General features: G+C 47.3%; 19 protein-coding genes. 12 read left to right on the top strand and 7 right to left on the bottom strand.

Annotated elements, in window-relative coordinates; genetic code table 11:
• Window positions 1-7: 7 nt before the first annotated feature.
• From Q4E93_RS25070 to Q4E93_RS25045, 6 genes are all read right to left on the bottom strand, one after another.
• Window positions 8-715 (bottom strand): DUF1361 domain-containing protein, encoded by a 708-nt coding sequence (locus Q4E93_RS25070; protein ID WP_303590025.1) that lies wholly within the window; start codon window positions 713-715, stop codon window positions 8-10.
• Window positions 712-1,101: a diacylglycerol kinase family protein gene (locus Q4E93_RS25065; protein WP_303590023.1), complete on the bottom strand. Its 390-nt coding sequence runs from the start codon at window positions 1,099-1,101 to the stop codon at window positions 712-714. The genes Q4E93_RS25070 and Q4E93_RS25065 overlap by 4 nt, the downstream gene beginning before the upstream one ends.
• Window positions 1,102-1,105: 4 nt before the next feature.
• Window positions 1,106-2,518 carry a B12-binding domain-containing radical SAM protein gene (locus tag Q4E93_RS25060; protein ID WP_303590021.1) on the bottom strand — a complete coding sequence of 471 codons (1,413 nt, stop codon included), beginning with the start codon at window positions 2,516-2,518 and terminating at the stop codon, window positions 1,106-1,108.
• Between the two features lie 13 nt (window positions 2,519-2,531).
• Entirely contained in the window at window positions 2,532-2,891 is a 360-nt protein-coding gene (locus Q4E93_RS25055) for a hypothetical protein (RefSeq protein WP_303590019.1), read from the bottom strand.
• 89 nt (window positions 2,892-2,980) lie between these two features.
• The gene (locus tag Q4E93_RS25050; RefSeq protein WP_303590017.1) at window positions 2,981-3,289 is read right to left on the bottom strand and encodes a winged helix-turn-helix domain-containing protein; all 309 of its coding nucleotides are present in this window, start codon (window positions 3,287-3,289) and stop codon (window positions 2,981-2,983) included.
• Complete coding sequence (locus Q4E93_RS25045) at window positions 3,286-3,966, bottom strand: hypothetical protein (RefSeq protein ID WP_303590015.1); 681 nt, start codon at window positions 3,964-3,966, stop codon at window positions 3,286-3,288. The genes Q4E93_RS25050 and Q4E93_RS25045 overlap by 4 nt, the downstream gene beginning before the upstream one ends.
• Window positions 3,967-4,159: 193 nt before the next feature.
• On the opposite strand from Q4E93_RS25045, the gene Q4E93_RS25040 reads away from it, so the two are divergent.
• From Q4E93_RS25040 to Q4E93_RS25030, 3 genes are read left to right on the top strand one after another with little or no spacing between them, the layout of a single operon-like run.
• Complete coding sequence (locus Q4E93_RS25040; protein ID WP_303590013.1) at window positions 4,160-5,803, top strand: hypothetical protein; 1,644 nt, start codon at window positions 4,160-4,162, stop codon at window positions 5,801-5,803.
• 15 nt (window positions 5,804-5,818) lie between these two features.
• Entirely contained in the window at window positions 5,819-6,688 is an 870-nt protein-coding gene (locus Q4E93_RS25035; protein ID WP_489670939.1) for a YihY/virulence factor BrkB family protein, read from the top strand.
• Window positions 6,689-6,717: 29 nt separating this feature from the next.
• Window positions 6,718-7,719, top strand: a complete 1,002-nt coding sequence (locus Q4E93_RS25030) for an SMP-30/gluconolactonase/LRE family protein (protein ID WP_303590011.1) — start codon at window positions 6,718-6,720, stop codon at window positions 7,717-7,719.
• Here the strand turns inward: Q4E93_RS25030 and Q4E93_RS25025 are convergent.
• Complete coding sequence (locus Q4E93_RS25025; protein ID WP_303590009.1) at window positions 7,716-8,666, bottom strand: bifunctional helix-turn-helix transcriptional regulator/GNAT family N-acetyltransferase; 951 nt, start codon at window positions 8,664-8,666, stop codon at window positions 7,716-7,718. The genes Q4E93_RS25030 and Q4E93_RS25025 overlap by 4 nt on opposite strands.
• Before the next feature lie 140 nt (window positions 8,667-8,806).
• On the opposite strand from Q4E93_RS25025, the gene glpK reads away from it, so the two are divergent.
• From glpK to Q4E93_RS24980, 9 genes are all read left to right on the top strand, one after another.
• The gene (gene glpK / locus Q4E93_RS25020; RefSeq protein WP_303590007.1) at window positions 8,807-10,312 is read left to right on the top strand and encodes a glycerol kinase GlpK; all 1,506 of its coding nucleotides are present in this window, start codon (window positions 8,807-8,809) and stop codon (window positions 10,310-10,312) included.
• A 3-nt stretch (window positions 10,313-10,315) separates the two neighbouring features.
• Complete coding sequence (locus Q4E93_RS25015) at window positions 10,316-11,890, top strand: glycerol-3-phosphate dehydrogenase/oxidase (protein WP_303590006.1); 1,575 nt, start codon at window positions 10,316-10,318, stop codon at window positions 11,888-11,890.
• Window positions 11,891-11,928: 38 nt separating this feature from the next.
• Window positions 11,929-12,633: an MIP/aquaporin family protein gene (locus Q4E93_RS25010; RefSeq protein WP_303590003.1), complete on the top strand. Its 705-nt coding sequence runs from the start codon at window positions 11,929-11,931 to the stop codon at window positions 12,631-12,633.
• Window positions 12,634-13,078: 445 nt separating this feature from the next.
• Window positions 13,079-14,095: a helix-turn-helix transcriptional regulator gene (locus Q4E93_RS25005; protein WP_303590001.1), complete on the top strand. Its 1,017-nt coding sequence runs from the start codon at window positions 13,079-13,081 to the stop codon at window positions 14,093-14,095.
• On the top strand, window positions 14,092-15,099 hold the full coding sequence (locus tag Q4E93_RS25000; RefSeq protein ID WP_303589999.1) for a helix-turn-helix transcriptional regulator: 1,008 nt from the start codon (window positions 14,092-14,094) through the stop codon (window positions 15,097-15,099). Before Q4E93_RS25005 ends, Q4E93_RS25000 begins: the two co-directional genes overlap by 4 nt.
• 390 nt (window positions 15,100-15,489) lie before the next feature.
• Complete coding sequence (locus Q4E93_RS24995; RefSeq protein ID WP_303589997.1) at window positions 15,490-16,341, top strand: glycosyltransferase family 2 protein; 852 nt, start codon at window positions 15,490-15,492, stop codon at window positions 16,339-16,341.
• A 30-nt stretch (window positions 16,342-16,371) separates the two neighbouring features.
• Entirely contained in the window at window positions 16,372-17,916 is a 1,545-nt protein-coding gene (locus tag Q4E93_RS24990) for a DUF6020 family protein (RefSeq protein WP_303589996.1), read from the top strand.
• Window positions 17,913-21,014, top strand: a complete 3,102-nt coding sequence (locus tag Q4E93_RS24985) for an NAD(P)/FAD-dependent oxidoreductase (protein ID WP_303589994.1) — start codon at window positions 17,913-17,915, stop codon at window positions 21,012-21,014. The genes Q4E93_RS24990 and Q4E93_RS24985 overlap by 4 nt, the downstream gene beginning before the upstream one ends.
• 10 nt (window positions 21,015-21,024) lie before the next feature.
• Complete coding sequence (locus Q4E93_RS24980) at window positions 21,025-23,733, top strand: class III lanthionine synthetase LanKC N-terminal domain-containing protein (RefSeq protein WP_303589992.1); 2,709 nt, start codon at window positions 21,025-21,027, stop codon at window positions 23,731-23,733.
• Window positions 23,734-24,007: the final 274 nt, after the last annotated feature.

The raw sequence follows: 24,007 nt of genomic DNA, 5'->3' as shown, positions 1-24,007 counted from the left end.
GGTACTGTTAAGTCAGCGTCTTGCTGATCTTTTTCATCATGAGGTAGATGAGTGTCATCAGGATCGAGAAGCAGAACACCATGTCCCAGGTGTTTTGGTGCCGCAGGGGATGAACGGCCATGACGGCGATGTCCCGCAGCAGCTGAAAGGGATCGGTCACTACGTCCCAGCTGTTATACCGGAGGTAGCGGCCGACGTAGACTCCCAGGGCATTAAGCCACATAACGGGATAGAGGAAGAGCAGCTCGTTGCGCAAGGTCTGGCGGGGCAGGAGCACCCGCTCCATTTGTCTTACGGAAAGCACGCCCAACAAAAGCCCGTTCCAGACGTAGGACAGGATCATGGCCAGATCGAACCACTGCGGTATCTGGCGGTCGTTGTAATTATCTCCGAGGTGGTAGAGGTCGGTGATGATGTAAAAGGAGTTGGGTATGAACAACAACCAGATAAATGACAGGGCCCACCACCCTGCCCCTCGCCGGCTGCTCTTTGCCAACGCCGACGAAATAAAGTACGGGATATAGGCCAGGAAAAGATTCCAGGGTAAAAATATAAACGTACGCCGCTCCGTATGCACGATACGCGCTGCCGTCAGCAGGCAGCTGAAAAGCATGGACAGGAACAGCAGGCGATCCGTTTCGGTCCGGAGGAAAGGGATGCTGTCTATTGAAAGACGCGCTGTCTTTTGTGCTACAAAGGTTTCTTGTGTTTTCATAAAAATTTGGGGATAAAAATGAATGACCCGACGATCACAGCCGTGATAGAAGCGATCAGAACGGCCCCGGCCGCAAGGTCTTTTATGACCTTAATCTCCGGGTGATGTTCTCTGGTGATCATGTCCATTGCCTTTTCCAGGCATGTGTTGAGCATTTCCGTCACCCACACCAGGCCGATGACCACTACCAATGCGACGGCCTCCGTATAAGATACTTTCAGCCGCCAGGCCAGGATGCCGACGACGATGGCTGCCGCCAGGTGAATCCGGGCATTGTGCTCCTGCCGGAAGAATTGCTTTATGCCGGCGCCGGCATAATAGAAACTTCTGAGCCTGCTGCGGACGGAGAACTTTTGATCTTTTACCATGAAGTTTGAATTGTCCATAAATTTAAGCAATGGCCGGGAAGGGAGACAGGGTTCCGTCCTGCGTGCGTCCGCCTCGTTTCCCAGCTTTTGAAAGAATGGCTTCCAGCAGTGGCAGCATTTTGTTCAGGCCCTCCGACTTGATGAGGAAATTCCACAATGGTTCAAACTTCTTCCATCCGCCGGCATAGGCAAAATGTTTGAGCTGGTGTTTGAAAGTGTCATGACCCAGGCTGGCCTTTACAATATTCCGCCATGAGTAAAAAGAACGGTAGGCCCAATCATATCCACTTTTCAATTCAACGGCACTGAGCCCAACCGTCTTGTAAACCACCTGCCGCGTGTCGTACTGATCCCAATGCTTGTGCAAGATCCTGCCTTGGGCTGCCATGTCGCGGAACAGGCGTGTGCCGGGATAAGGGGTTAGAATATGAAATGTGCAGGTAGTGAGCGAATTTTTCACCGCCCAATCCACCGTCCTGCGAAATACGTCGGGGTCATCCTCGTCAAGTCCAAAAACAAAGCTGCCATTGATCATGATTCCTAAAGAATGCAGCCGTTGAATGGCCTGTTCATAGTCATGGCCGATGTTCTGCCGTTTGTTACTTTGAATGAGGTTGCCTTTGCTAAGGGTTTCGAAACCCACGAAGACGCTGCGCATCCCTGCTTCCGCCGCAAGTTCGACCAGGTTGCCCCGGAGTATGGCGTCGATGGTGCTGGCGCCCTGGAACACCCGGTTCATCCCTTTCATGCCTTCGAACAGGCTGGAAGCAAACCGTTGGTGACCCAGCAAATGGTCATCCAGGAAATACAGGTGGCGACCGGGCAGGCGATCGATCTCTGCCAATGCCGCGTCTACTTTTTGCGTATAGAAGCTACGTCCACCTTCGAAAAAAGCGTCTTTGTAGCAAAAGTCGCAATGGTGGGGGCATCCCCGTGATACGACGATAGAGTTGGGTACCAGGTAACGGCTCCGTTTGATCAGGTCTCTCCGGATGGGAGGGATGTCTTCAATATCACGCTGGCTGTTGCGGTAGATCTTTTGGGGGCATTTGTTACGAAAATCTTTCAGGAATGTTGGAAATGTATCCTCGCCCGGACCGATGAATATGCTGTCCGCATGCGTCATGGCCTCTTCCGGCAGTGAGCTGACGTGCAAGCCTCCCATGCAAACGTATGTTCTTTTTTTCCTGTAGTGATCGGCCAGCGCGTATGCTCTGAAAGCATTGGTGATATAGACCTGAATGATCACCAGGTCCGGCTCGTCATCAGTCACCAGTTCCTCTACATGTTCGTCCTGCAGAAGGATCTCGTCGTCCGGCGAGCAATATGCGGCCAGCGTAGCAAGACCCAGAGGCGGGAACAGGGAGTATTTGATGGGTCGCCAGAAAGGGCTTTTGGCTTCTGCCAGGGCGGGAAGGATCATTTTGATCTTCATTGTTTCGGATTTTTTAATACCGGATATGCTGGATGACTGTATAGACCGTCAGGATGACCAGGAGCAAAGTACCTTGTAATACGATGGCCATGTTCAGCCAATGGCGTCGATGAGTCAGGCAGTTCAGCATGATGGCCAACAACAAGGTACCGAGGATAAACTGCGCCTTGTGCCACGCCCACAGATCGAAGGGCGACTGCAGGAAAGAAGGCGCGAAATAATGGTACATCTTCTTTGTGCCGAAGATGATCCGCGTCAGCAAGGTCAGCAGAAAGACGCTCGCCGGCAGCAGGAGGGTGATGCCCAGGAGTCCGGAGATAAGGGGTTTCAGGAAGCCTGTGTTTGTCTTGTAGCGTGCGATTTGCTCTGTCATATGCTATTATTTAAAAAAGTACTTTGAATTTCAAAGTTATTGCCGATAAAAAAAGGGTGTTCCCCTTGTATGTTGCTGTGCCTGCGGTCTCAGCCAGGCTTGTTCATTCCTTTGATCATGTGCTCCAGGGCTTCCAGGTGATCTTTAAATGCCTTTTCCCCGGCTTTCGTGATCGAATAGGTCGTGTTTGTCTTTCGCCCGATGAAACCTTTGTGCACCTTGATAAACCCGTTCTCTTCCAGGTTGATCATGTGCGAAGCCAGGTTGCCGTCGGTGAGCTCAAGCAGCTGTTTCAGGTCGTTGAAACTGATCTCCTGGTTCATCATCAGGATACTCATCACTCCCATCCTGATCCGGCTGTCAAACACCTTATTCAGATTGCCGATGGGATTCTTCATGCCGTACCTCCCCTCTCATACTTCCACCACATGATCAGTCCATATACGATATGCAGGATCCCGAAGCCCACTGCCCAGAAGTACAACCCCCAATGGAGGTAGAACATGCTGACCGAGCCCAATACTATCTCAAGAAAACCGAGATAGCGGATGTCCGTCAATGTAAACTTGCTTGCATTGACAAGGGCCAGTCCATAGAACACCAGGCAGGTGGGAGCCACATAGTCCCAATCTGTATGGTAGAACATGCCCAGTACGAATAATCCGCCAGCCAGCAGGGGGATGAGCATATTGATGATCAATTTCTTTGAAGCCATGTCCCAGATAGGCAGGCCGCTTCTGCGTGCCTTGCGCCAGGTGAAGAACGTTGAGGATATCAGGGCTGCTGCCAGCACTGCGATCGCCAGCCCGATCAGCTTCCATTTCAACCCATCTGCCTCACCGTGCATGTAGCCATGCCGGCCGTATGATCCCGGCGTGACATCTCCCGAGAAACTGATGCCTCCATAGTAATCCATGATCCAGCCGTGCGCTATAAAGGCCCCGATCAGCGCACAGACGCCCGCGCTAACGCCGCTGAGCCCGCTGAGGGAGATAAACCGGGAGGAGCGTTCCATCATCCGGCGGATGTCCTGGAGGGTCTCTAAGGATTCGTTGGCTTGGCTGGGGCTATCCATATAAAAGCACTTTGAAATACAAAGTAAAGAGTAAATATTGGTTTTTGCAAGCCTTGCAGGTGAAATTTTAGAAGGTTTTTGGGATTGCCGGGGGCATTATGCTGGCTTTGTGGAATAATTTGCCCATTCAGATGTGTGAAAGGTTGTATTGGAAGTATTTATGAATTGGCATTATATTTCCCTTACTGCCAATATGTTAAGACTCAGGAGTAAGAAAGGATATTTACTGCTTACCATAGGTATCATCGTGATCGGGGTCCTCGGCTGGCAGATCTATAAATACAGGATGGTGAGCAGGAAGGTCGGAGAGGCGCTGCTGAACAAAACGGAAGGACTTTATAGTATCCATTACGAGGGGCTTTCATTTGATGAGGTCGGCGGGGTCCTGCACGCAAAGAATATACAGGTTGTCCCAGATACTGCCGTCTACCGTCAACTGGCGATGGAAGGGCGGGAGCCTCCGATGCTGCTGCGGCTGACCATACCAGCATTGGAAATTACAGGCGTCAAGACGCCGAAGGCTTTGCTCGCTAAACAAGTAGAGGGAAGCAAGGTGGAGATCGCCGGAGCAACTATCGAGGTATTGATGAGCGATCGGAAAAAAGAGGGCAAGCGCCTGCATTCCTCCAGTGACATCTCCAGGGAAATGCTGGGCAAACTGTTGAAAATTAAAATGGATAGTGTGAAGGTTACCCATGCCGATGTGCGTGTCAGCCATGTGAACGGAAAAGAGGTCCTTTTCTCCAGCAATAATGTTTCTTTTGTCTTCTCCGATGTGCTGGTCGACAGCACGAGTGGCGGGGACAGCTCCAGGATACTTTTTGCCAGGGGCCTTGAAATGGCCTGTGATGAAATAGCCTTTCCCACAAAGAATAAGAAATACAGGTTGCACGTATCAGGGGTGAGATTCTCCAGCCGGAATGACGCGTTGCATTTTCACCAGGTAAAAATAATACCTCAGCTGCCCGAAGATGCTTTTGCACATTCCTTCCCGGTGCAGAAGGATAGATATAATTTTTCATTTGAAGATGTGAGGCTGGTTCATGTCAGCAGGCAAGGCCTCTGGGATAAGGAGATCATGGCGGATAGTCTGGTGATCAGCAAAAGCGCTTTCAGGATCTACCGTGACCTGTCCCGTCCTCCAGACACGACCAGCAAGGTGGGCAAGTATCCACAGCAGCTGTTGATGCGCCTGCCCATCCCTATTCGAATCAAAGCGGCCGTGTTCACCCATTCCTTTATAGAATATAAAGAAAGAAACGGCAAAAGCGACAGTGTGGGTAAATTACAATTTTACGATGTAAGTGCGACACTTAAGAATATCAGCAACAGGAAGGAAGATATAGCACTGGATGATAAATGCGTCCTGGCGTTTAAGGCGAGGCTCCTGAATATGGCGCCAGTGGATGCCCGGGTGGTCATGGTCCTCGGGGACAGGCGCGGAAGGTTCTCCATTGATGGCAATATAGGCGGTATCGACGCGGTGGCGCTCAATCCGCTTACGCGGCCGATGGGACTTGCCCGGATGGAGAATGGAAGGATACATCAACTACATTTTAATTTTGCAGGCACTGATTCTTCCAGCGACGGCAAATTGTTATTGTTGTATGATGACCTGAAGATCTCTCTGCTGAAGAAGGACGAGGCGGAAGGCAGGCTCGATAAAAAGGGTCTGGCCAGCTTGTTTGCGAATCTTATCTTGAAAAATTCCAATAAAGGTGAGCATCCCCGGGTGGAGGAGGTGCATTTTGACCGGGTCCTGTATAAGTCATTCTTTAATCTGATCTGGAAAAGTATTTTCACCGGGGTAAAGCAAACGGTGGGGATGAAGAAATAGAACGGCTGATCTTTTATGGGGGTAAAAGCTACAATTTTGAGAACGGCCAGCTCAAGCTGGTTAATCTTGCGGAATGCTTACAGGGTTTTCCGGAAGAATGATCCATTGCGGATGGCGGCGGCGACTTCCTTCTTTTCCAGCTTTGCATTGCCCCCTATTATGATCATCCTGATCGAAGTTTTTGGCGTCTTCGCCGACCCGAAGACCGTACGGCATGACCTATTTAAACAGCTGGGGGTTGGGATCGACAGGAGCATCGCGCTGCAGGTGCGTGAAATTCTCAGGAACCTGCATTATTTATCCCTGAACCGGGAGGCGCGTATCGGCGGATTTATTTTCCTGCTATTTGTCGCCACTACATTGTTCGAGGTGATCAGCAGATCCCTTAATCAATTGTGGGGCTTCCGGCTCAAGGCACATCAGGGTTTGGGGTTCCTGCTGTTGCACCGGACCAAATCGATCGGCATCATCCTCATGGGAGGGCTTTTGTTTTCGACGGTACTGCTGGGAGATGCAAAGGGCTGGCTGTTGCCCCTCCAGGTGAACGAGCTGCTCTATCGTCTCATCACCACGTTGGCAGTGATCGTCTGGTTCGTCCTGATATTGAAGTACCTTTCCTATGGGCGACCGACCTGGAAAATGGCAATAGCCGGCGCTGTATTTACCGGGATCCTGTTCACCTCAGGACAGGTGCTATTGCATCACCTCCTTACCTATGATGGTTTGAAGGCCATTTATGGCGTTTCTGCTTCCCTGGCGTTGCTGCTTTTATTTGTATTTTATTGTTCGTTCATGTTTTATTTCGGGGCGTGTTTTACCCTGGCGTTGTCCAAGCATACGGGTCAGCCTATATCGCCTGCCGGATATGCTATATCAAGCGAATAATTGCAGTATATTTATATCACATTGCCAATATGAAAAGAACATTACTTGCTGCCGTCGTTTGTTATTCAATAGCCGTCTCTGGCTGCCGGGACAAGACCGTCGGAAAGATCGAACTGTATGACAAGAGCGCTGTCAATCTCATTGATACCAATGCAACGATCGAAGTGATCGGCAGGAATTATAAATGGTCGGAAGGGCCCGTCTGGGTAGCGGCCAAACAAATGCTGCTGTTTTCGGATGTCATAGGGAATAAGATATACCGTTGGTCGGAGAATGATACGCCGTTGGTTTATCTTACGCCTTCAGGATATACGGATAGCGCACGTCGTGACGGTGAGAATGGATCCAACGGACTTACCCTGGATAAGGATGGGCGATTGTTGCTATGCCAGTCGGGCAACCGGCAGGTAGCGAGAATGGACGCCGCGTTGGATGTGCCTGTTCCCAGGTTTACCGTATTGTCATCAGGCTACCAGGGAAAGCGGTTTAATAGTCCCAACGACCTCGTCGCAGACAGCAGGAACAATATATACTTTACAGATCCAATCTATGGCCTCCCTAAGCAGGCAAATGATCCTTCGAGGGAGCTGAAATTTGAAGGCGTGTATAGGATCAGCGCCCAGGGTGAGACTGTTCTGTTGATCGATTCTATTTCGCGGCCGAATGGCATTGCCTTGTCCCCGGATGAGAAGACGCTTTATATCGGCAGCAGCGATGATCAGCACCCTAGGTGGTATGCCTATCAGCTCGATACGGCCGGCCACATTCAGGGTGGCGGCGTTTTACTGGATGGTACGGAGATGAAGGCAAGGGCTTCCGTCAAGCAAGGCGCCGATGGGTTCAAGATAGATGGTCATGGCAATATCTTCAGCTCGGGTCCGGATGGCGTAGTGATCATTTCGCCGAACGGAAAGGTATTGGGATTGATAAAGATCTTCGGCCGGCCGGCGTCCAATTGTGCTTTTAATGAAACGAAGGAAGTGCTGTATATCACCGCGGATGATAGGGTACTGAGGGTGAAGCTCCATTAAGGTTTCAGGATTAGTTCCATCTGTATATCGCATCGTTCGTACGGGGACGGCGGACCTGCTATCTTACGGAATCCCAGCTTATGATACAGGCTAATGGCCGGCTTGAGACGAGTGTTGCTTTCCAGGTAGACCCGGTGCGCGCCCAGTTCACGCGCTTTCTCCAAACAAGCGCGGCCCAGCAGCCACCCGATGCCCTTTCCCTTGGCTTTTGGCGACACACCCATCTTGGCCAGCTCGAATCCGCCATCGTTCATTTTAATGATGGCGCAAGCGCCTACGGGTTCGCCCTTATACAAGGCGATGTAAATATGGCCACCTCCGTCCAGGATATGTTCCTGCGGATGGTCCAGGGCGTGATAATCCTCTTCCTCCATTTTGAACCAGGTGGTGATCCATTCTTCGTTGAGCTGGCGAAAGGCCTGGGCATAGCGGGGTTCGAAATCCACCATCTGCACGTCCTGGCTCTCGCGCAGTTTTTTTTCTTCCTGCACCCGTCTTAGCAGGCTTTTCTGGTCCAGTAAGAACTCCCATTCCGCGATGGCTTTCCACAGGTCGTATTGTGTCTCTTTCATTGCGTTTTCGATGGCGGAGGTGACGTCCTTTAATTGGTCCTGCATTTTTTCCATCATTCGCTGTCCTTCCTCCGAGAGGACCACGAAATTCTTCCTGCCATCGGCGGAGCCTTTTTTTTCTATGAGGTATCCTTTGGCTACCATTTCCCGTACGATCTGGCTAACGGAAGGGTGGGTGTGGCCGATCTCGCGGGCAATGTCGGTGATGGATTTCTCCGCGCCTTCGGAGAGGGCATAAAACACGGGAAACCACTTGGGCTGGAGGTCTACCTGGTAAAGGTCATAGATCCCAGCGGCCTGTTCCGTCACCTGATCGCTTAAGCGGCGAAGGCGGCTGCCGAGGGCCATTTTGCCAGTCTTTTCATAAAAGTTCATATAATCACTATTAATTACGTAAGTGCTTACGTAAATGTAGAAAGATAATTTTATTTCTCAAAAAAATATACCAGGAGAGGCAGGAAAATAATTTTCCCTAATTTACCTACTTAATTGTTTACCAAACCAAAAGCGATTACATGCCTTCTTCCTATATTCTTTCCCTTGACCAGGGGACTACCAGTTCCCGGGCTATTTTGTTCGACCAGGGGGGCCATATCCTGCAAGTGGCTCAGAAAGAGTTCCGCCAATATTATCCTCAGCCTGGCTGGGTAGAGCATGATCCTGAAGAGATCTGGTCGTCCCAGTATGGTGTGCTGGCCGAGGTGCTGGCCAAGAGCGGTGTTACCACGAAGGAGATAGCCGGGATCGGGATCACTAATCAGCGGGAGACCACGATCGTATGGGAGCGGGCCAGTGGTAAGCCCATTTATCCGGCTATCGTATGGCAAGACCGGCGTACGGCGGGATATTGCGACCAGCTGAAGGCGGCGGGATATACCGATCTGATCCGTGAGCGTACCGGGCTGGTCATCGACGCCTACTTTTCCGGCACCAAGCTGAAATGGATATTGGATAATGTTGCCGGGGCGCGGGCCCGGGCGGAGAAAGGGGAACTGGCTTTCGGAACGGTGGACAGCTGGCTGATATGGAAGCTCACGGGGGGTAAACTCCATATTACGGACAGCACCAATGCTTCACGGACGTTGTTGTTGAATATACATTCCGGGCATTGGGATGCGGATCTGTTGCGGATGTTAGACGTGCCTGCATCGGTATTGCCGGAGGTCAGGGCATCGAGCGAGGTGTACGGTTCCACCAGCAGCGGGGTGGCTTCCGGTTCGCTGGGCATGCCGATCGCCGGGATCGCAGGGGATCAGCAGGCTGCACTCTTCGGGCAGTTGTGTACTTCGCCGGGGATGGTGAAGAACACCTATGGAACAGGCTGCTTCATGCTGATGCATACGGGTGCGAAGGCCGTCCTGTCTAAGAATAACCTACTTACGACCATTGCCTGGCAGTTGAAAGGGCGCACCGAATATGCGCTGGAGGGAAGTATATTTATAGCAGGGGCTGTCGTACAATGGTTGCGGGACGGGTTGCGAATGATCCACCACTCTTCGGAAGTGGGTCCTCTGGCAGCCCAGGTGCCGGATACGGAGGGTGTTTATATGGTGCCGGCATTTGCGGGATTGGGCGCTCCTCACTGGAATCAGTATGCGCGAGGTAGTTTTTTTGGACTTACGAGAGGTACGACGCATGCGCATATGGCGAGGGCTGCGCTGGAGAGCATTGCTTATCAGACTTACGATGTATTGAAGGCTATGGAAGCCGACAGTGGCATCCAGATCCGGGAGCTGCGGGTGGATGGCGGGGCCACAGCCAATGACCTGTTGATGCAATTCCAGTCCGATATTCTGCAAGCGCCTGTGATCAGGCCTACGGTGACGGAGACCACGGCGCTGGGTGCGGCTTATCTGGCGGGGCTGGCAGTGGGTTTCTGGCATTCCGTAGAAGACATCCAACAACAATGGCAGATAGACCGTCGGTTTGATCCTTCCATGGATGCTGCCCGTGCAAAAACGTTATTGAAAGGCTGGCAAAGAGCGGTAAAAGCGGCTATTGCCTGGGCGGATAATGGCTAAAAGATGAATAGACAAGTAATGTTACAGGCCTTAGCGTCCCAGGGCGACCAGCCCTGGGACGTCTGCATCATCGGCGGCGGAGCTACGGGATTGGGAGTAGCGGTGGACGCCGCTTCCCGGGGGTTCAGCACGCTGCTGCTGGAGCAGTATGATTTTGCAAAAGGCACTTCTTCCCGGTCCACGAAGCTCGTCCATGGAGGTGTCCGCTACTTACAGCAGGGGAATATCAAGCTGGTGATGGAAGCCTTGCAAGAGAGGGGCATTCTTCGACGCAATGCTCCTCACCTGGTGAAAGATCAATCCTTTATTGTCCCCAACTATAAATGGTGGGAGGGTCCTTATTATGGCCTGGGACTGAAAGTCTATGACTGGATGTCCGGTCGCCTCGGGCTGGGTCCGTCAAGGCTGCTGTCCCGTGAGGAAACACTGGAGCTCGCCCCTACCCTGGATGCGGAAGGCCTTCGGGGAGGGGTATTGTATCATGACGGACAATTCGATGACGCCCGGCTGGCCATCAGCCTGGCGATGACGGCTGCTTCGCAGGGCGGGGTGCTGCTGAATTATTGCGAGGTGAGCGGATTGGTCAAGGCTGGAGAGAAGGTCACCGGTGTTGCAGTGTATGATAAGATCAGTGGGACTCCATTCTCTGTCAATGCCAAGGTGGTGATCAATGCCACGGGTATATTTACAGATACAGTGCTGCAGATGGATGAGCCGGGCAGCGAGCCCATCATGGCGCCCAGTCAGGGCGTGCATATCGTGCTCGACAAACATTTTTTACCTGGCGAGGCCGCCATCCTCGTACCCCATACTGATGACGGCCGGGTGTTATTTGCCGTACCCTGGCATGACAAGATCATCATCGGGACGACCGATACGCCTGTCCAGGAAGTGACAGCGGAGCCGCGGGCGCTGCCACAGGAGATCGATTTTATATTGCAGCAGATCAGCCGGTATCTTACCAAGCCGCCCTCACGTGCAGACATACGCAGTGTATTCGCCGGTCTTCGCCCCCTGGTAAAACGCTCGGGGCGGAGGACCGCTGAACTTTCCAGGGATCATTTGATAAGCGTGTCGGCGTCAGGGCTTATCACCGTCACAGGTGGAAAATGGACGACCTATCGCCGGATGGCAGAGGATACCGTTAACACGGCGGTTGCACGCGCCGGTCTTCCGGAACGGCCTTGCCGGACTGCTGAGCTAATGATCCATGGAGGCGGAGAGGCTTTTGCAGGAGGTCGGGAACTGGATTTTCATGCGCCGTTGTACTATTATGGTAGTGATATGCCGTCTATCCAATCGCTGGCAGCCGCCGACACTTCCCTGGGACAACTATTGCATACCCGGCTGCCTTATATCAAGGCAGAGATCATCTGGGCCGCCAGGGAAGAGCTGTGCATGACAGTTGAAGATGCGTTGAGCCGGCGTACCAGGGCCTTATTGCTGGATGCTGCCGCGGCTGTCGAGTGTGCCCCGCTGGTAGCGGAGCTACTAGCCAGGGAGCTGGGACGGGATGGGGTATGGCAGGAGGAGCAGGTACTGGCTTTCAAAGAACTGGCGCGAGGCTACCAGGTGTAGCGATCATTAAGTATTTTGTTCATTATAATCACTGCCATATGACACCTTTTTTCGGAGAATTCATTGGTACCGGTCTTCTCATTACGTTCGGGCAAGGGGTTGTGGCCAATGTTGTCCTTCCCAGGACCAAGGGCCAGAACAGCGGATGGATCGTCATTTCATTCGGGTGGGCTATAGCGGTATTCGTAGGAGTATATTGCTCCGCCGGTTCCAGCAAAGCACATCTGAACCCAGCTGTCACGCTGGCATTCGCTGCCCTCGGAAAATTTCCCTGGGCCCAGGTGCCACAGTACATTGCGGCCCAGCTGCTGGGAGCTATGGCGGGGTCTTCGTTGGCGTATCTAAGCTATCGCGGGCATTTTCAGGAGCCAGGAGATCCCAATGGAAAGCTCGCCGTATTTTGCACAGCGCCGGCTATCCGCCATACCCTGGACAATTTTGTCACGGAAGTCATCGGAACCTTTGTACTTATTTTAGGCGTCCTGTATATCGCCTCGCCTTCCAGCAGCCTGGGCGCGTTGGATGCCTTGCCTGTGGCCCTGCTGGTGCTGGGTATCGGCCTTTCCCTGGGCGGACCGACCGGATATGCGATCAATCCTGCCCGTGACCTGGGTCCGAGGATCATGCATACGTTGTTGCCTATTGCCGGCAAGCGGGACAGTGACTGGGCATACGCCTGGATACCTATTGCCGGACCCGTGGTGGGGGCATTGCTGGCGGCGATGGTTTTTAAGATGTTATAAGGATCTGCGGTTCAAAAAAAATCCCCGCTGTGTGAGCGGGGATGACTAATCAAATTCTTAGCCTGAATTATTCTTCTCATTCACAGGCATATACGCAAAAAAGGGGCTGTCAGATTCCTTTGTTGAAAAAAAGCCTTCCGGGGGTATACATGGACGGGAAAAGGCCGGATTCTCTGCGGGAAACCCGCAGCCGTAATCCTCTTCTCTTATGCTGGCTTATAGGTTAACTTCTATGTGCCACGGATATGCCCGGCGTTTGACCAGTAAAATTAGAAATCCTTTTTATATTTATTTCCCCAGACCTTTTTCCTGAGCTATCTATCGCCCCGTAGATCACTGACCCAATTTACCTCTGGATTAGTAGATGTGTTGGTTAAGGCTTAGATCTGATTAGTTTCCACGATGCAGTTCCATATATTTCTATTAAAGGAAACAATTGAACCTTATGCCTATACACATCACCACACCAACCTGGGGGGGTCCCTGTTTGCAACCCCTTTTGCCAGCGACGGCGGTCACAACCGCATTTCCTGATGTCCGGGAGCTTCAATCCTCCGGATGTTTTAGCAGCCTTTTATTTTTCGATGAACAATGCCCGGATCTCTGTATTCGCCTCAGTAATTATTTCCTGGGAGCCGATGCTGGCTGGTACGAGCAAAGCCAGGGAGACCGGCTACTGGTATTGCAGTTCGTATTACATGATTGCCTGCATTACAAGTTGGGCGAAAGCGAACGCAAGAGCATGTCGGAAGGGCAGTTTAATTTCTTCACTGCTCCTTCCATCAGCAAGATCAACTGGTTTGATCCTGCCAACAGTCATGCAGATACCCTGGATATTCATTTCTCTCCCACTTATCTGCACAAATTAGGGGATGATTTCCCCGAGTTGATCCGTTGGATAGGAAAAAAGAATCTTTCGTCTACGCTCAGCGCCACACCGGCTACCGTGACCCCGATCATGCTGCGCATGCTGCATGCCATTCACGATTGCCCTTACACAGGCGATCTCCGCCGCACTTACCTTCAGGCAAAAGCGGCCGTATTGCTATTGCTGGCGTTGGAACAGCTGATCAACCGTCCCACAGAACAGCAAGCCGGCGTACCATTGCGAAAATATGACCTGGAGAAGTTGTATGAAGCCAGGGAATACTTGCTGCACAACATTGAAAATCCCCCCACGCTGAAACAGCTGGCCCACAAAGTAGGGTTGAATGAATTCAAACTTAAGAAGGGATACAAGCAGGTGTTCGGCACCACTATCTTCGGAGACTTCAATAAAGTGCGGATGGAAGACGCAAAGCAAAATCTTCTGGAAACCAATAAAAGCATTGCCGAGATCTCTTTACTGGCGGGCTATGACGATCCTCCTAATTTCATACGCGCCTTCAAACACTATTTTGGTTGTGCACCCAACCGATTTCGCAAGCAACAAATTATAGCCAACGGCAAATTAAGATCATGAAGATCCGGATCGAGGCAGCGCAAGGCGGTGAGATCCATCTCTCTCCCGTCTTGCCTTCTTCGTTGCAGCAGCTGCAGATCCCGGATAGCGTTTGTTATGGCGCCGTGGGTCCCTTTGGCCATGTGCTTGTACAGCAGCTGGAAGGAGAAGATATTTCCATCCTTTACCATACGCTGTATTTCAACCACGGGGAACAGTTGGTGTATAGTTCCGAAGAGCCTGCCATTCGTCTGCAGATCGTTCTCCGCAACAGTTACTATTATGACTCCAGGTATTTCGGCGCGGGGGTGCTGCACGAGCGCGGCCTTAGTCTCAACTATGTGCCTGTAGTTTATTCAAAATTGAAGTTACATCCGGGTGAGGCGTACAGCCATCTTTCCGTTTATTACGGAAAAGAACGTTTGTTGCCTTTGCAGAATAGCTTTCCGGGGCTGATGCCCTTTTTGGCCAAGGTATCCGCGGGCCAGCCCGGTCTGTTTGGATCCGGATACACCATTGCCGATGCCGGCATCTTATCGGTGGTGGATAATATACTGGATTGTAATTACCAGGGGCACTTGCGCAAATTGTATCTTGGCTACCTCTCTGTAGAATTGCTTTTACTTTCGTTGATAAGGCTTTCGGAAAGTCATTCATCCGCGTCCGGGGTTATTACGGAAGAGGATGCAAAATGGGTCTATCGGGCGAAGGAGCTGATGTTACAGGATCTGGGAGGTAAGATATCACTTGGTTCTCTCGCCGGGCAAACAGGTCTTAGTGTCTATAAGCTGAATCATGGTTTCAAAGCGATCTATGGTATTGGCGTTACAGAGTTCCTCCATGAATGCAGGATGAAAAAAGCGCATCAGGCGTTGTCCGAGACAGATAGGTCCGTGGAAGCCGTTGCCAGGGAAAACGGCTATTCACATTCGGAATCGTTCTCATTGGCTTTCAAAAAGTATTTTGGTTATACGCCGGCGTTTGTGCAACGCAGCAGGCGGCTGCAGGGTTTGGTGAATGATTGAGGTGATACGAAAGAAGTATGAATGGTCTTGCAGATTTCATTTCTTATTGTATTTTTAATCCCTATTTCATAGGCAGTCCCCTGGATCTGTAGATTATATTTGTCTACACAAGTAAGTTGAATTACACACATCGTTCAACAGACATGCAAAAAATTCTACCACACAAATAAGGTTGGGGTAAGACTCGGTTATAGCAATCCCATATATACGACCCGGCGGCCAGAACGGCCCGAGCTGGAATAGGATGCGGATCCGGAAGAATACGACTGCGAACGCATGCGGCTCTCCGGTTTGGGTTGTTCGTTCCGGGTTTCAGAGCACTAACGATTAATCGAATCAACGGGTTTTTATTATACTACCTCTTCAATGGAGGGGATAAACTTTTATTCTATGTATGAGACTCTTCAATCTGCAGGAGCTGCTGTGCCCGTGCGCAAAGCTCCCAAACACATCCGGTACTCATCCCACCGCAGCCATATTCAAAAACTGTCTATCATCATTCCGGCTTTCAATGAGGAAGCAACGATCTCCATTATTTTGGAAAAGATCAACCAGGTGGAGCTGATTGGTAATGTCGCTAAGGATATTATCATCGTGGATGATTGTTCTTCAGATGACACTGAATTGGTTGCCCGGGAGTATATAGAAGAGAATCCTTCGGTCTCTATAAGATATGTAAGGCATACCGTCAACCAGGGAAAAGGAGCAGCTATTCATACAGGTATTCAGCATGCTGTTGGCGACTATCTATTGATCCAGGATGCCGACCTGGAATATGATCCGAGAGAATATAACACTTTGCTGGAGCCTATTGTGAATGGGTATGCGGATGTGGTATATGGTTCGCGGTTTATGGGAGGTAAGCCTCATAGAATATTATTCTTCTGGCATACGATAGGTAACCGGTGCCTGACGTTTTTCTCCAATATGTTCTCTAATCTGAACCTGACGGATATGGAGACGGGCTATAAGGCGTTCAGGACTTCGCTGATACAGCAGATCCCGCTGAGGGAAAAACGGTTTGGGTTTGAGCCGGAGGTGACGGCGAAGATTGCACAGGTGGAGGGAGCGAAGATCTATGAGGTGGGGATTTCTTATTATGGGCGGACTTATAAGGAGGGGAAGAAGATTGGGTGGAAGGACGGGGTGAGGACGTTGTGGTGTATTATCAAGTATTCGTTTCTTTCGAAAATACCGGCGGATATTAAGGTGCCGGAGCCTGAAGTTGTTGGTGCAGCATGAGTATTGTTTAACTTTTATCCTATTAGTACTATGAACCAGGCGTTTGTTCTACCGCAGTCTGTCGCGCAGGAATCTCGTGGATCTGCCGAGTCATTTCTGAACTTTATCTGGAAGAATAAGGTTAATCGGAGGTATTTGTTGATTGCGCTGGGAGGGACGATTGTTCAGTTTGTTATATTTAAAATACTGTATCCTTTTCCAGATTTTTTTTCGGATTCGTATAGTTATCTTTATGCAGCTTATGCGAATTTGGATGTGAGTATCTGGCCGATCGGGTATTCGAAGTTTTTGAGTCTTTTTCATTCAATTACCCAATCCCACACATTACTAGTAGCATTTCAATATTTCATTCTAGAGGGAGCATCCCTCTATTTATTTCTTTCTATACTATATTTTTACAAACCAGGAAAGACTTATCAATTAATTCTATTCATTTTCCTTTTTGCAAATCCACTATTTCTCTACCTCGGAAATTATGTCAACAGTGATCCCTTGTTTGCAGCTCTTAGTCTAGGTTGGTTTACTCAACTAATATGGTTAATGCAAAAGCCTATGGTTTATAACATTTTTGTACATGCTTTATTATTGTTTCTTTGCTTTACTACACGGAACAATGCCTATTATTATCCCCTTTTGGCGATAGTTGCCTTTTTAATATGTGCTAGAAACTGGAAATATAGGGCTGCAGGTATACTCTTACCATTCCTTCTAATTATTCCATTTGTTCTGCACACCCGGTCGGTTGCCCGTCAAATGACCGGAACTAGTCAATTCTCATTATTCACAGGATGGCAGTTGGCTAATAATGCACTTTATATGTACAGAAACCTGAATGTTGATCCCAGTGATTTGCCTTCTAATGAAACGCGTGAGTTGGATAGCCTTTCGAAAAACTTCTACAATGGTGTCGTCCCCGAATTTCACGACTATCTGGGAGAATATACTGGAAATTACTTCATCAGACAATCAGAAGCACCCTTAAAGCAATATTTGTTTAAACATTATTCTCTTACGAATCAACAAGATATAGTAATCGGGTGGGGAAAGGCATCTGCTGTATTTTCCCAATACGGCAGTTATCTAATAAAACATAATCCGTCCGCATATATTAGAGATTATATGTGGTTAAATGCAAAAAATTATTTCATAACCCCTTTGGAAAAACTTGAAGTATATAACTTAGGGCAAGACAGCGTTGAAGAAATAGCAGGTCTTTGGTTCAATCTTAAAGGTTTAAAAACAAAGTCCATCTCGAAACGTCTGCAGGGGGTTCTCCTATTCCCCATACCGCCTTTGTTTTTCCTCCTGAATCTTTATCTTGTTATCCGAGGCCTCCATTTCCTGGCAACCCGAAAATATAAAACTACCGACAGACCTACGAATCGATTCCTTTTACTCTGTGGCAGCTTCCTCACTCTAAATTTCTGTTTCTGCGTAACTGCGACAATTATAGTTTTCAGGTATCAATTCTTCCCAATGATCATTTTAATGGCGGTATCTCTCATGCTATTGCAAGGTTCGGAAAGAGTTGCTCTCAATTCCTCACTACAGCCACCCTTAAAACCAGTGTTATGAGTAAAAAAGCAATCATAATCGGGGCAGGTCCCGCCGGTCTAACAGCCGCTTACGAATTACTCAAAAGAACAGATATCATTCCTGTGATTCTGGAAAAAAGTGGAGAGATTGGAGGAATATCTCGTACAATTAATTACAAAGGTAATAGAATGGATATGGGGCCGCACCGTTTCTTTTCCAAGTCCGACAGAGTCATGGATTGGTGGCTGAATATAATGCCATTAGAAGGAGAAAAAACCAATATAACAATCGCCTATCAGAACAAACAAAGAAGTATTGAAACTAATCCTGGTGCCACGGCTATAGGTAAAAGAAAAGATTCGGATAAAGTAATGTTAGTAATCCAGCGTCTCACACGAATTTATTTTCTACGCCGTTTTTTTGCATACCCGATCCAACTAAGTCTAGAGACATTGCGAACATTAGGTGTGCTCCGGACTTGGAAGATTCTTCTTTCGTTCTTATGGATAAGACTATTCCCAATTAAAAATGAAAAAAACCTTGAAGACTTTCTGATCAATAAATTTGGTCGACAGCTTTATCTGCTATTTTTTAAAGACTATACTGAAAAAGTATGGGGAGTACCTTGTCACTCAATTTCTTCAGAATGGGGTGCTCAGCGAATCAAGGGAGTATCTCTCAGCAAAGCAATATTTCAGGCACTCCGAAGCTTTCGAAAGGGGGAGAAAAAAGATGCCGGCATCAATCAGAAAGCAACAGAAACAAGTCTTATCGAGCAATTTCTATACCCGAAAAAGGGGCCTGGTGCCCTCTGGGAAGAAGTAGCCAGACAAGTGCAGGAAATGGGCGGGAAAATTTTCCTCAATCAACAGGTGGAAAAAATATACCATAAGGATGGGGAGATCACTATGATCAATACTGTAAGCTCAGTTACCGGACAGGCAGGGGCCTGGGAAGGTGATTATTTTTTCTCCACTATGCCTGTTCAGGAATTGATTGCAGGCATGGACTCGCCCGCGCCTACTGATGTCCAAGCTATAGCTGCTGGCTTGCAATACCGAGATTTTATTAATGTTGGTATCCTTTTGGAAAAGCTATCGGCTCGAAATAAAGATGGAATCTACAAAAAATTGCAACTTAAAGACAATTGGATATACATCCAGGAGCGGGATGTAAAAGTAGGAAGGTTGATGATCTACAATAATTGGGGAGATGGAATGATTGCTGATCCGTCCAAAACATGGATTGGTATGGAATACTTCTGTGACAAAACAGATAGTTTCTGGGCCTTGGACGACGAGGCGATTCAGCGTATTGCTATCCTAGAATTGGAAAAAATGGCCCTTGCCAGGGCAGAAGATGTGCTGGATATAACCGTCCGTCGCATGGAAAAAACGTATCCGGCTTATTTCGGAACGTTCAGCGAGTTTGGAAAGATCCGAGAATATACAGATCAATTTTGCAATTTATTCCTGGTTGGTCGAAATGGGATGCATAAATACAATAACGCAGACCACTCTATGTTGACAGCAATGGTAGCAGTAGACAATATTGTAGCAGGAAACATCTCTAAGGACAATCTATGGTCCATCAATACCGAGCAGGATTATCATGAGGAAAAGAAATCCATTCCAGAAGAGATTATCCTCAATGAACCAACCTTGTCCCGGAAAGATCCACTTCCCGAATATTCTTTTAAGAGCTTTTTGTGGAAAAATAAATGGAATAGAGCTTATTTATTATTAGCAGCCGTAGCAATGCTTGCTCAATTCGCTATTTTTAAATTTCTATACCCATATGCAAATTATTTCGTTGATTCCTATTCGTACCTAGAGGCAGCCTATCGGAATTCGGATGTAAATACATGGCCTGTAGCCTATTCGAAGTTCCTTCGAATTTTCAGTGCATTCTCTCATTCGGACATGCTGCTAGTGGCTTTTCAATACTTCTTCATTCAATGTAGCAGCTTGTTCCTTCTTTTTACCGTTCAATATTTTTTCAAACCCAGCAAGATCATCTTCTTGATACTGTATGTTTTCTTTCTTTTTAACCCTATAAGCCATTATTTGGCGAACTATATATCAGCTGATGCGACATTTATAGGTTTAAGCACTTTATGGATAGCGCAGCTCATCTGGATAATCTGTCGTCCCATGACATCACACATCTTTATTCATGCCGTCCTGCTACTATTAGTGTTTACGCTACGGTATAATGCAATTTATTACCCTTTAATTTCCACCCTTGCATTCATTTTTACCAAGCGGCATTCTTGGTTTAAGATAGCAGGGATTGCATTTAGTTTCATGCTGCTATCCTTTTCTGTCCTATATACCAGCCAAAAGATGTATAAAGTAACAGGTTATCGACAATTCTCAGCCTTTGGAGGATGGCAACTGGCAAATAATGCTTTATATGCATACGAACATGTAAAAAATGAACCTAATGATAAATTTCCCGAGCGATTTGCAAAACTTGAAAATATGGTCCGCCAGCATAAAGACACCATATTACGGGTTAAACAATCCAGATTGGATACTTTACGTAATTATTTTTATCTGTGGAGTCCGCGAGCTCCGCTATTACAGTACATGATGCGAGAATGGAAAGGAGATAGCACGTCTCCGTATTTCAAAAAATGGGCTGCAGAAGGACCATTGTATCAGGACTACGCATTCTTTCTAATTAAGAAATATCCACTGAGCTTTGCTCAATATTTCCTCTGGCCGAATGCAATTAAATTTGCGGTTCCTCCTATAGAATTTTTAGGCGTATACAATATGGGAGAAGACAGTGTAGATAGGCTAGCTAAAGAGTGGTTTGATTACAAGACGCTTAGGATTTCTCATCATTATAAAGATCATGACGTCACATCTTTAAATTGGTACCCAATATTTAATGCGCTGGTGAATTTATTCCTAGTCATCAGTTTAGCCGGTTTCCTCTTGTTCAACGGAATAAAAATAGCTTTACCTTCTTACACCATTGTTCTGGCATTGATATTAGTGTTTTGGATTTTGAATATGGGCTTCAGCATATTTGCTTCCCCTGTTGTCCTTCGATACCAGGTATTCCCAGCATCTCTATCCTTTGTATTTGCACTATTGTCCACACGATATATAGATCTTCGGAATTAAACAAATATTCATGTCTGAAATTTCATCCATACAACTATATCCCAATACCGCAGTCTTAATGAATGAGGAATCGACCATCTCGCCGGAAAACTATTCCGGTCTACTAGCCTCTTTTGTTGAACTATTTAAGGCCAAAGACTACTTTTGGCAGGCAGGGGATATATCGGATATTCAGGGATGGGTGATTCATTTATCTGCTGTAGCCTCCCAATTAAATGATCTTTTTCAAACAGTCATCCCTATTCTGGTTTCGGAAAAAGTCTCCTTTACAATTCCCGCAGATAAAGAAACAGCAATGACGCTGCTCAATGGAGGGCTTGGCATAATTCAACTGGGTAAAATAATCACTGTATATCCGGATAATGACGAATTGGCCCTTTTGATAGCAAAAAAACTTGTGGCAGCAACTACAGCTATTAAAGGCCCTGTCATCCCAACTGATATCGCGCTAGGCAATGTAGTATATACACGCTATAGTCGTTTTCATCCATTATTGCTTACTGACGCTAATGGCAATAAAAACGAATATTTATATGACCCAGCTGGTAAATTGATTAAAGATACCTATTCCATTCCTTTTCAGCCGCCTCACGGCATTAATTGGCCATTTGATGTATTAGCCAGTACGGTTCCCAAAAAACCAAAAACCGTATTGAATCACATATATAAACCCTTATTCCTTTTAAAACCCGATATCAGTAAGGGAGATGTATATAAAGGGATTTATGTTAAAAGCCTATTTCGTGTTGTACAATGTGTTATTAAACAGGGAAGAAAAAACATGGTATCCGATGAGGCAGGCCGGGACGTTTATGACAGGCTGATTTGGCAACAGGAATTGCATAAGGAACTAGCTGGCATTATTCCGCTTCCGAAAATCTATGATCTCTTTGTGGAAGACGGAGATAGCTACCTTGTAATGGAATTCATAAAGGGATGTTCATTGTATGACAGGATGAGGAAGCTGAATTTCAGTAGTAAAAGCTGGTTCGAATTACATTCTGAGGAAAAATCAGAGTTACTTGATTACATTTTGCAAATCGTCTCTGTCCTTAAAAATCTCCATCATCATGGTTATATCCATCGCGATATGGCTCCTGGGAATTTTCTAATTGACTCCAGGGGTCAGATCATACTCATTGATATGGAATTAGCCTATTCCGTCAAAAAAGCATATCCTCATCCCCCCTTTGAATCCGGAACTCCCGGGTTTATGTCCCCACAACAACAGGCAGCCAAGGCCCCTTCTCCTAAAGAGGACATTTATGGCTTAGGCGCTTTAATGACTATTCTATTCACCGGCCTTTCACCCATACGTTTTGATACGAGTGATAATAAACTTTTGATTAGTAATTTAAATGCATTTATTGGCAACCATTCTCTTGCGGCAATGATTGGTGCCTGTATGAACCAAAATCCAGCAGAGCGGCCTGAACTAAATATCATTCAAAACATCCTGAATGAGTATCGTGTAAGCATCGTTAAAGCCGATGTATCCCAAGAAAAGCCTCCTGCAATGTTTGGCAGAAATGAACTAGAGAATTTAATTACAGCAAGTCTTCAAGGATTGATCAATCAGCCCATTGTCCAGTCTGGCGACATATGGTATTCTCAAAATATAGATAATATTACGACAGGGTCACATAGTCAAAAGGAATACTCAGTCTATGGAGGTTTATACCAGGGCCTGGCTGGTGTTTTGTATGTCATTTCAAGGGCACATCTCTTGGGATTTAATGTTGACTCGTGTCTATCTCATTATACTAAAAGCTGGCAATTCATAGAGGAAAATTATTTTAGTTGTCTCCCCAATTTATCCCCTGGCCTTTACAATGGTGCATCGGGGATAGCACTTAGCCTCGCAGAAGCCATCAGGGGCGGCCTAATGGAAAATTCCAAGAAAAATCGTAGTTGGATCAGGTCGTTATTAGAATTGAAGGATGACAATCTGGATCTTACTACCGGTGTAACCGGACAAGGTATTGCTTTACTTCAATGCATAGAATTGGTTGAATCAGATTTTTTTCGTCAACAATTGGACGCGGTTGTTCTTCTTTTATTAAAAAGACAGGAAAAGGATGGTTCTTGGTTGATCCTGAATGAGGCGGATAATAAAAAAGGATTAAAAAATATGCGCTTTGGCAATGGCATACCAGGTATACTTTTCTTTCTTCTTGCTTATTATAAACAATATCCCAGTAATCAATTATTAGAATCAATTAATAAAACTCTAAACTATATACTGAAAAGAACACATAATCTGGAATATCTGTTTAAAGGAGAAATATTCAAAAAAATGGTCCTTGATGGGGTTGAACTAGGAGACGAAAGAAAAGGTATAATTCTGGTTTTCATAAAAGCCTACGAAGTCATCGGGAACGAAAACTATAAATTTCTAGCAGAGCGGGCATTAATGCAATATCCTCCTTGTATGGTCAAGACCAACTTCTCGCAAGATACCGGACTAGCAGGATTAGGTGAACTATATCTGGAGGCATTTCGGGTATTCGGCAATTCCGAATGGGAAAATAGGGCGAATTGGATTGCAAAAGTCTATAATCACACATGTTACAATAGTGGTCCAGAGAAAGGTAAATATTGGATAATGGAAGAGAGAAGTACGCCGACAGCCGATTTTATGATAGGCACCAGTGGTATCATCCATTTTCTACTACGCTGTTTTCATACCAATAGACTAGGCTATCGACTTTTAAACTAAAATCTCTAAACATTAAATTATGAAAAAAACAAAGTTTCTTATTGCTACCTCTGCTGTTATCCTGGCAATTGGTGGATTCATAGCAACAAAAGCAAACCGAAAATTTGTAAGCTTTTCCATCAAGGCTGCCTGCCCTACGATAACAGGAGCTTTAAACGTAAGCACAACTAATTTCACAACGGTGCAAACTGGATCTTTAAGAACTTTATTATTGGTATGTGCGAGCTGTAATAAACTATGCACATTTGTAACTTCGGTCAATCAGGTGCACCGG

This window comes from Flavitalea plasmicola, assembly GCF_030546645.1.
Classification (GTDB): Bacteria; Bacteroidota; Bacteroidia; order Chitinophagales; family Chitinophagaceae; genus Puia.
This window is presented reverse-complemented; position numbering and strand designations above follow the sequence as displayed.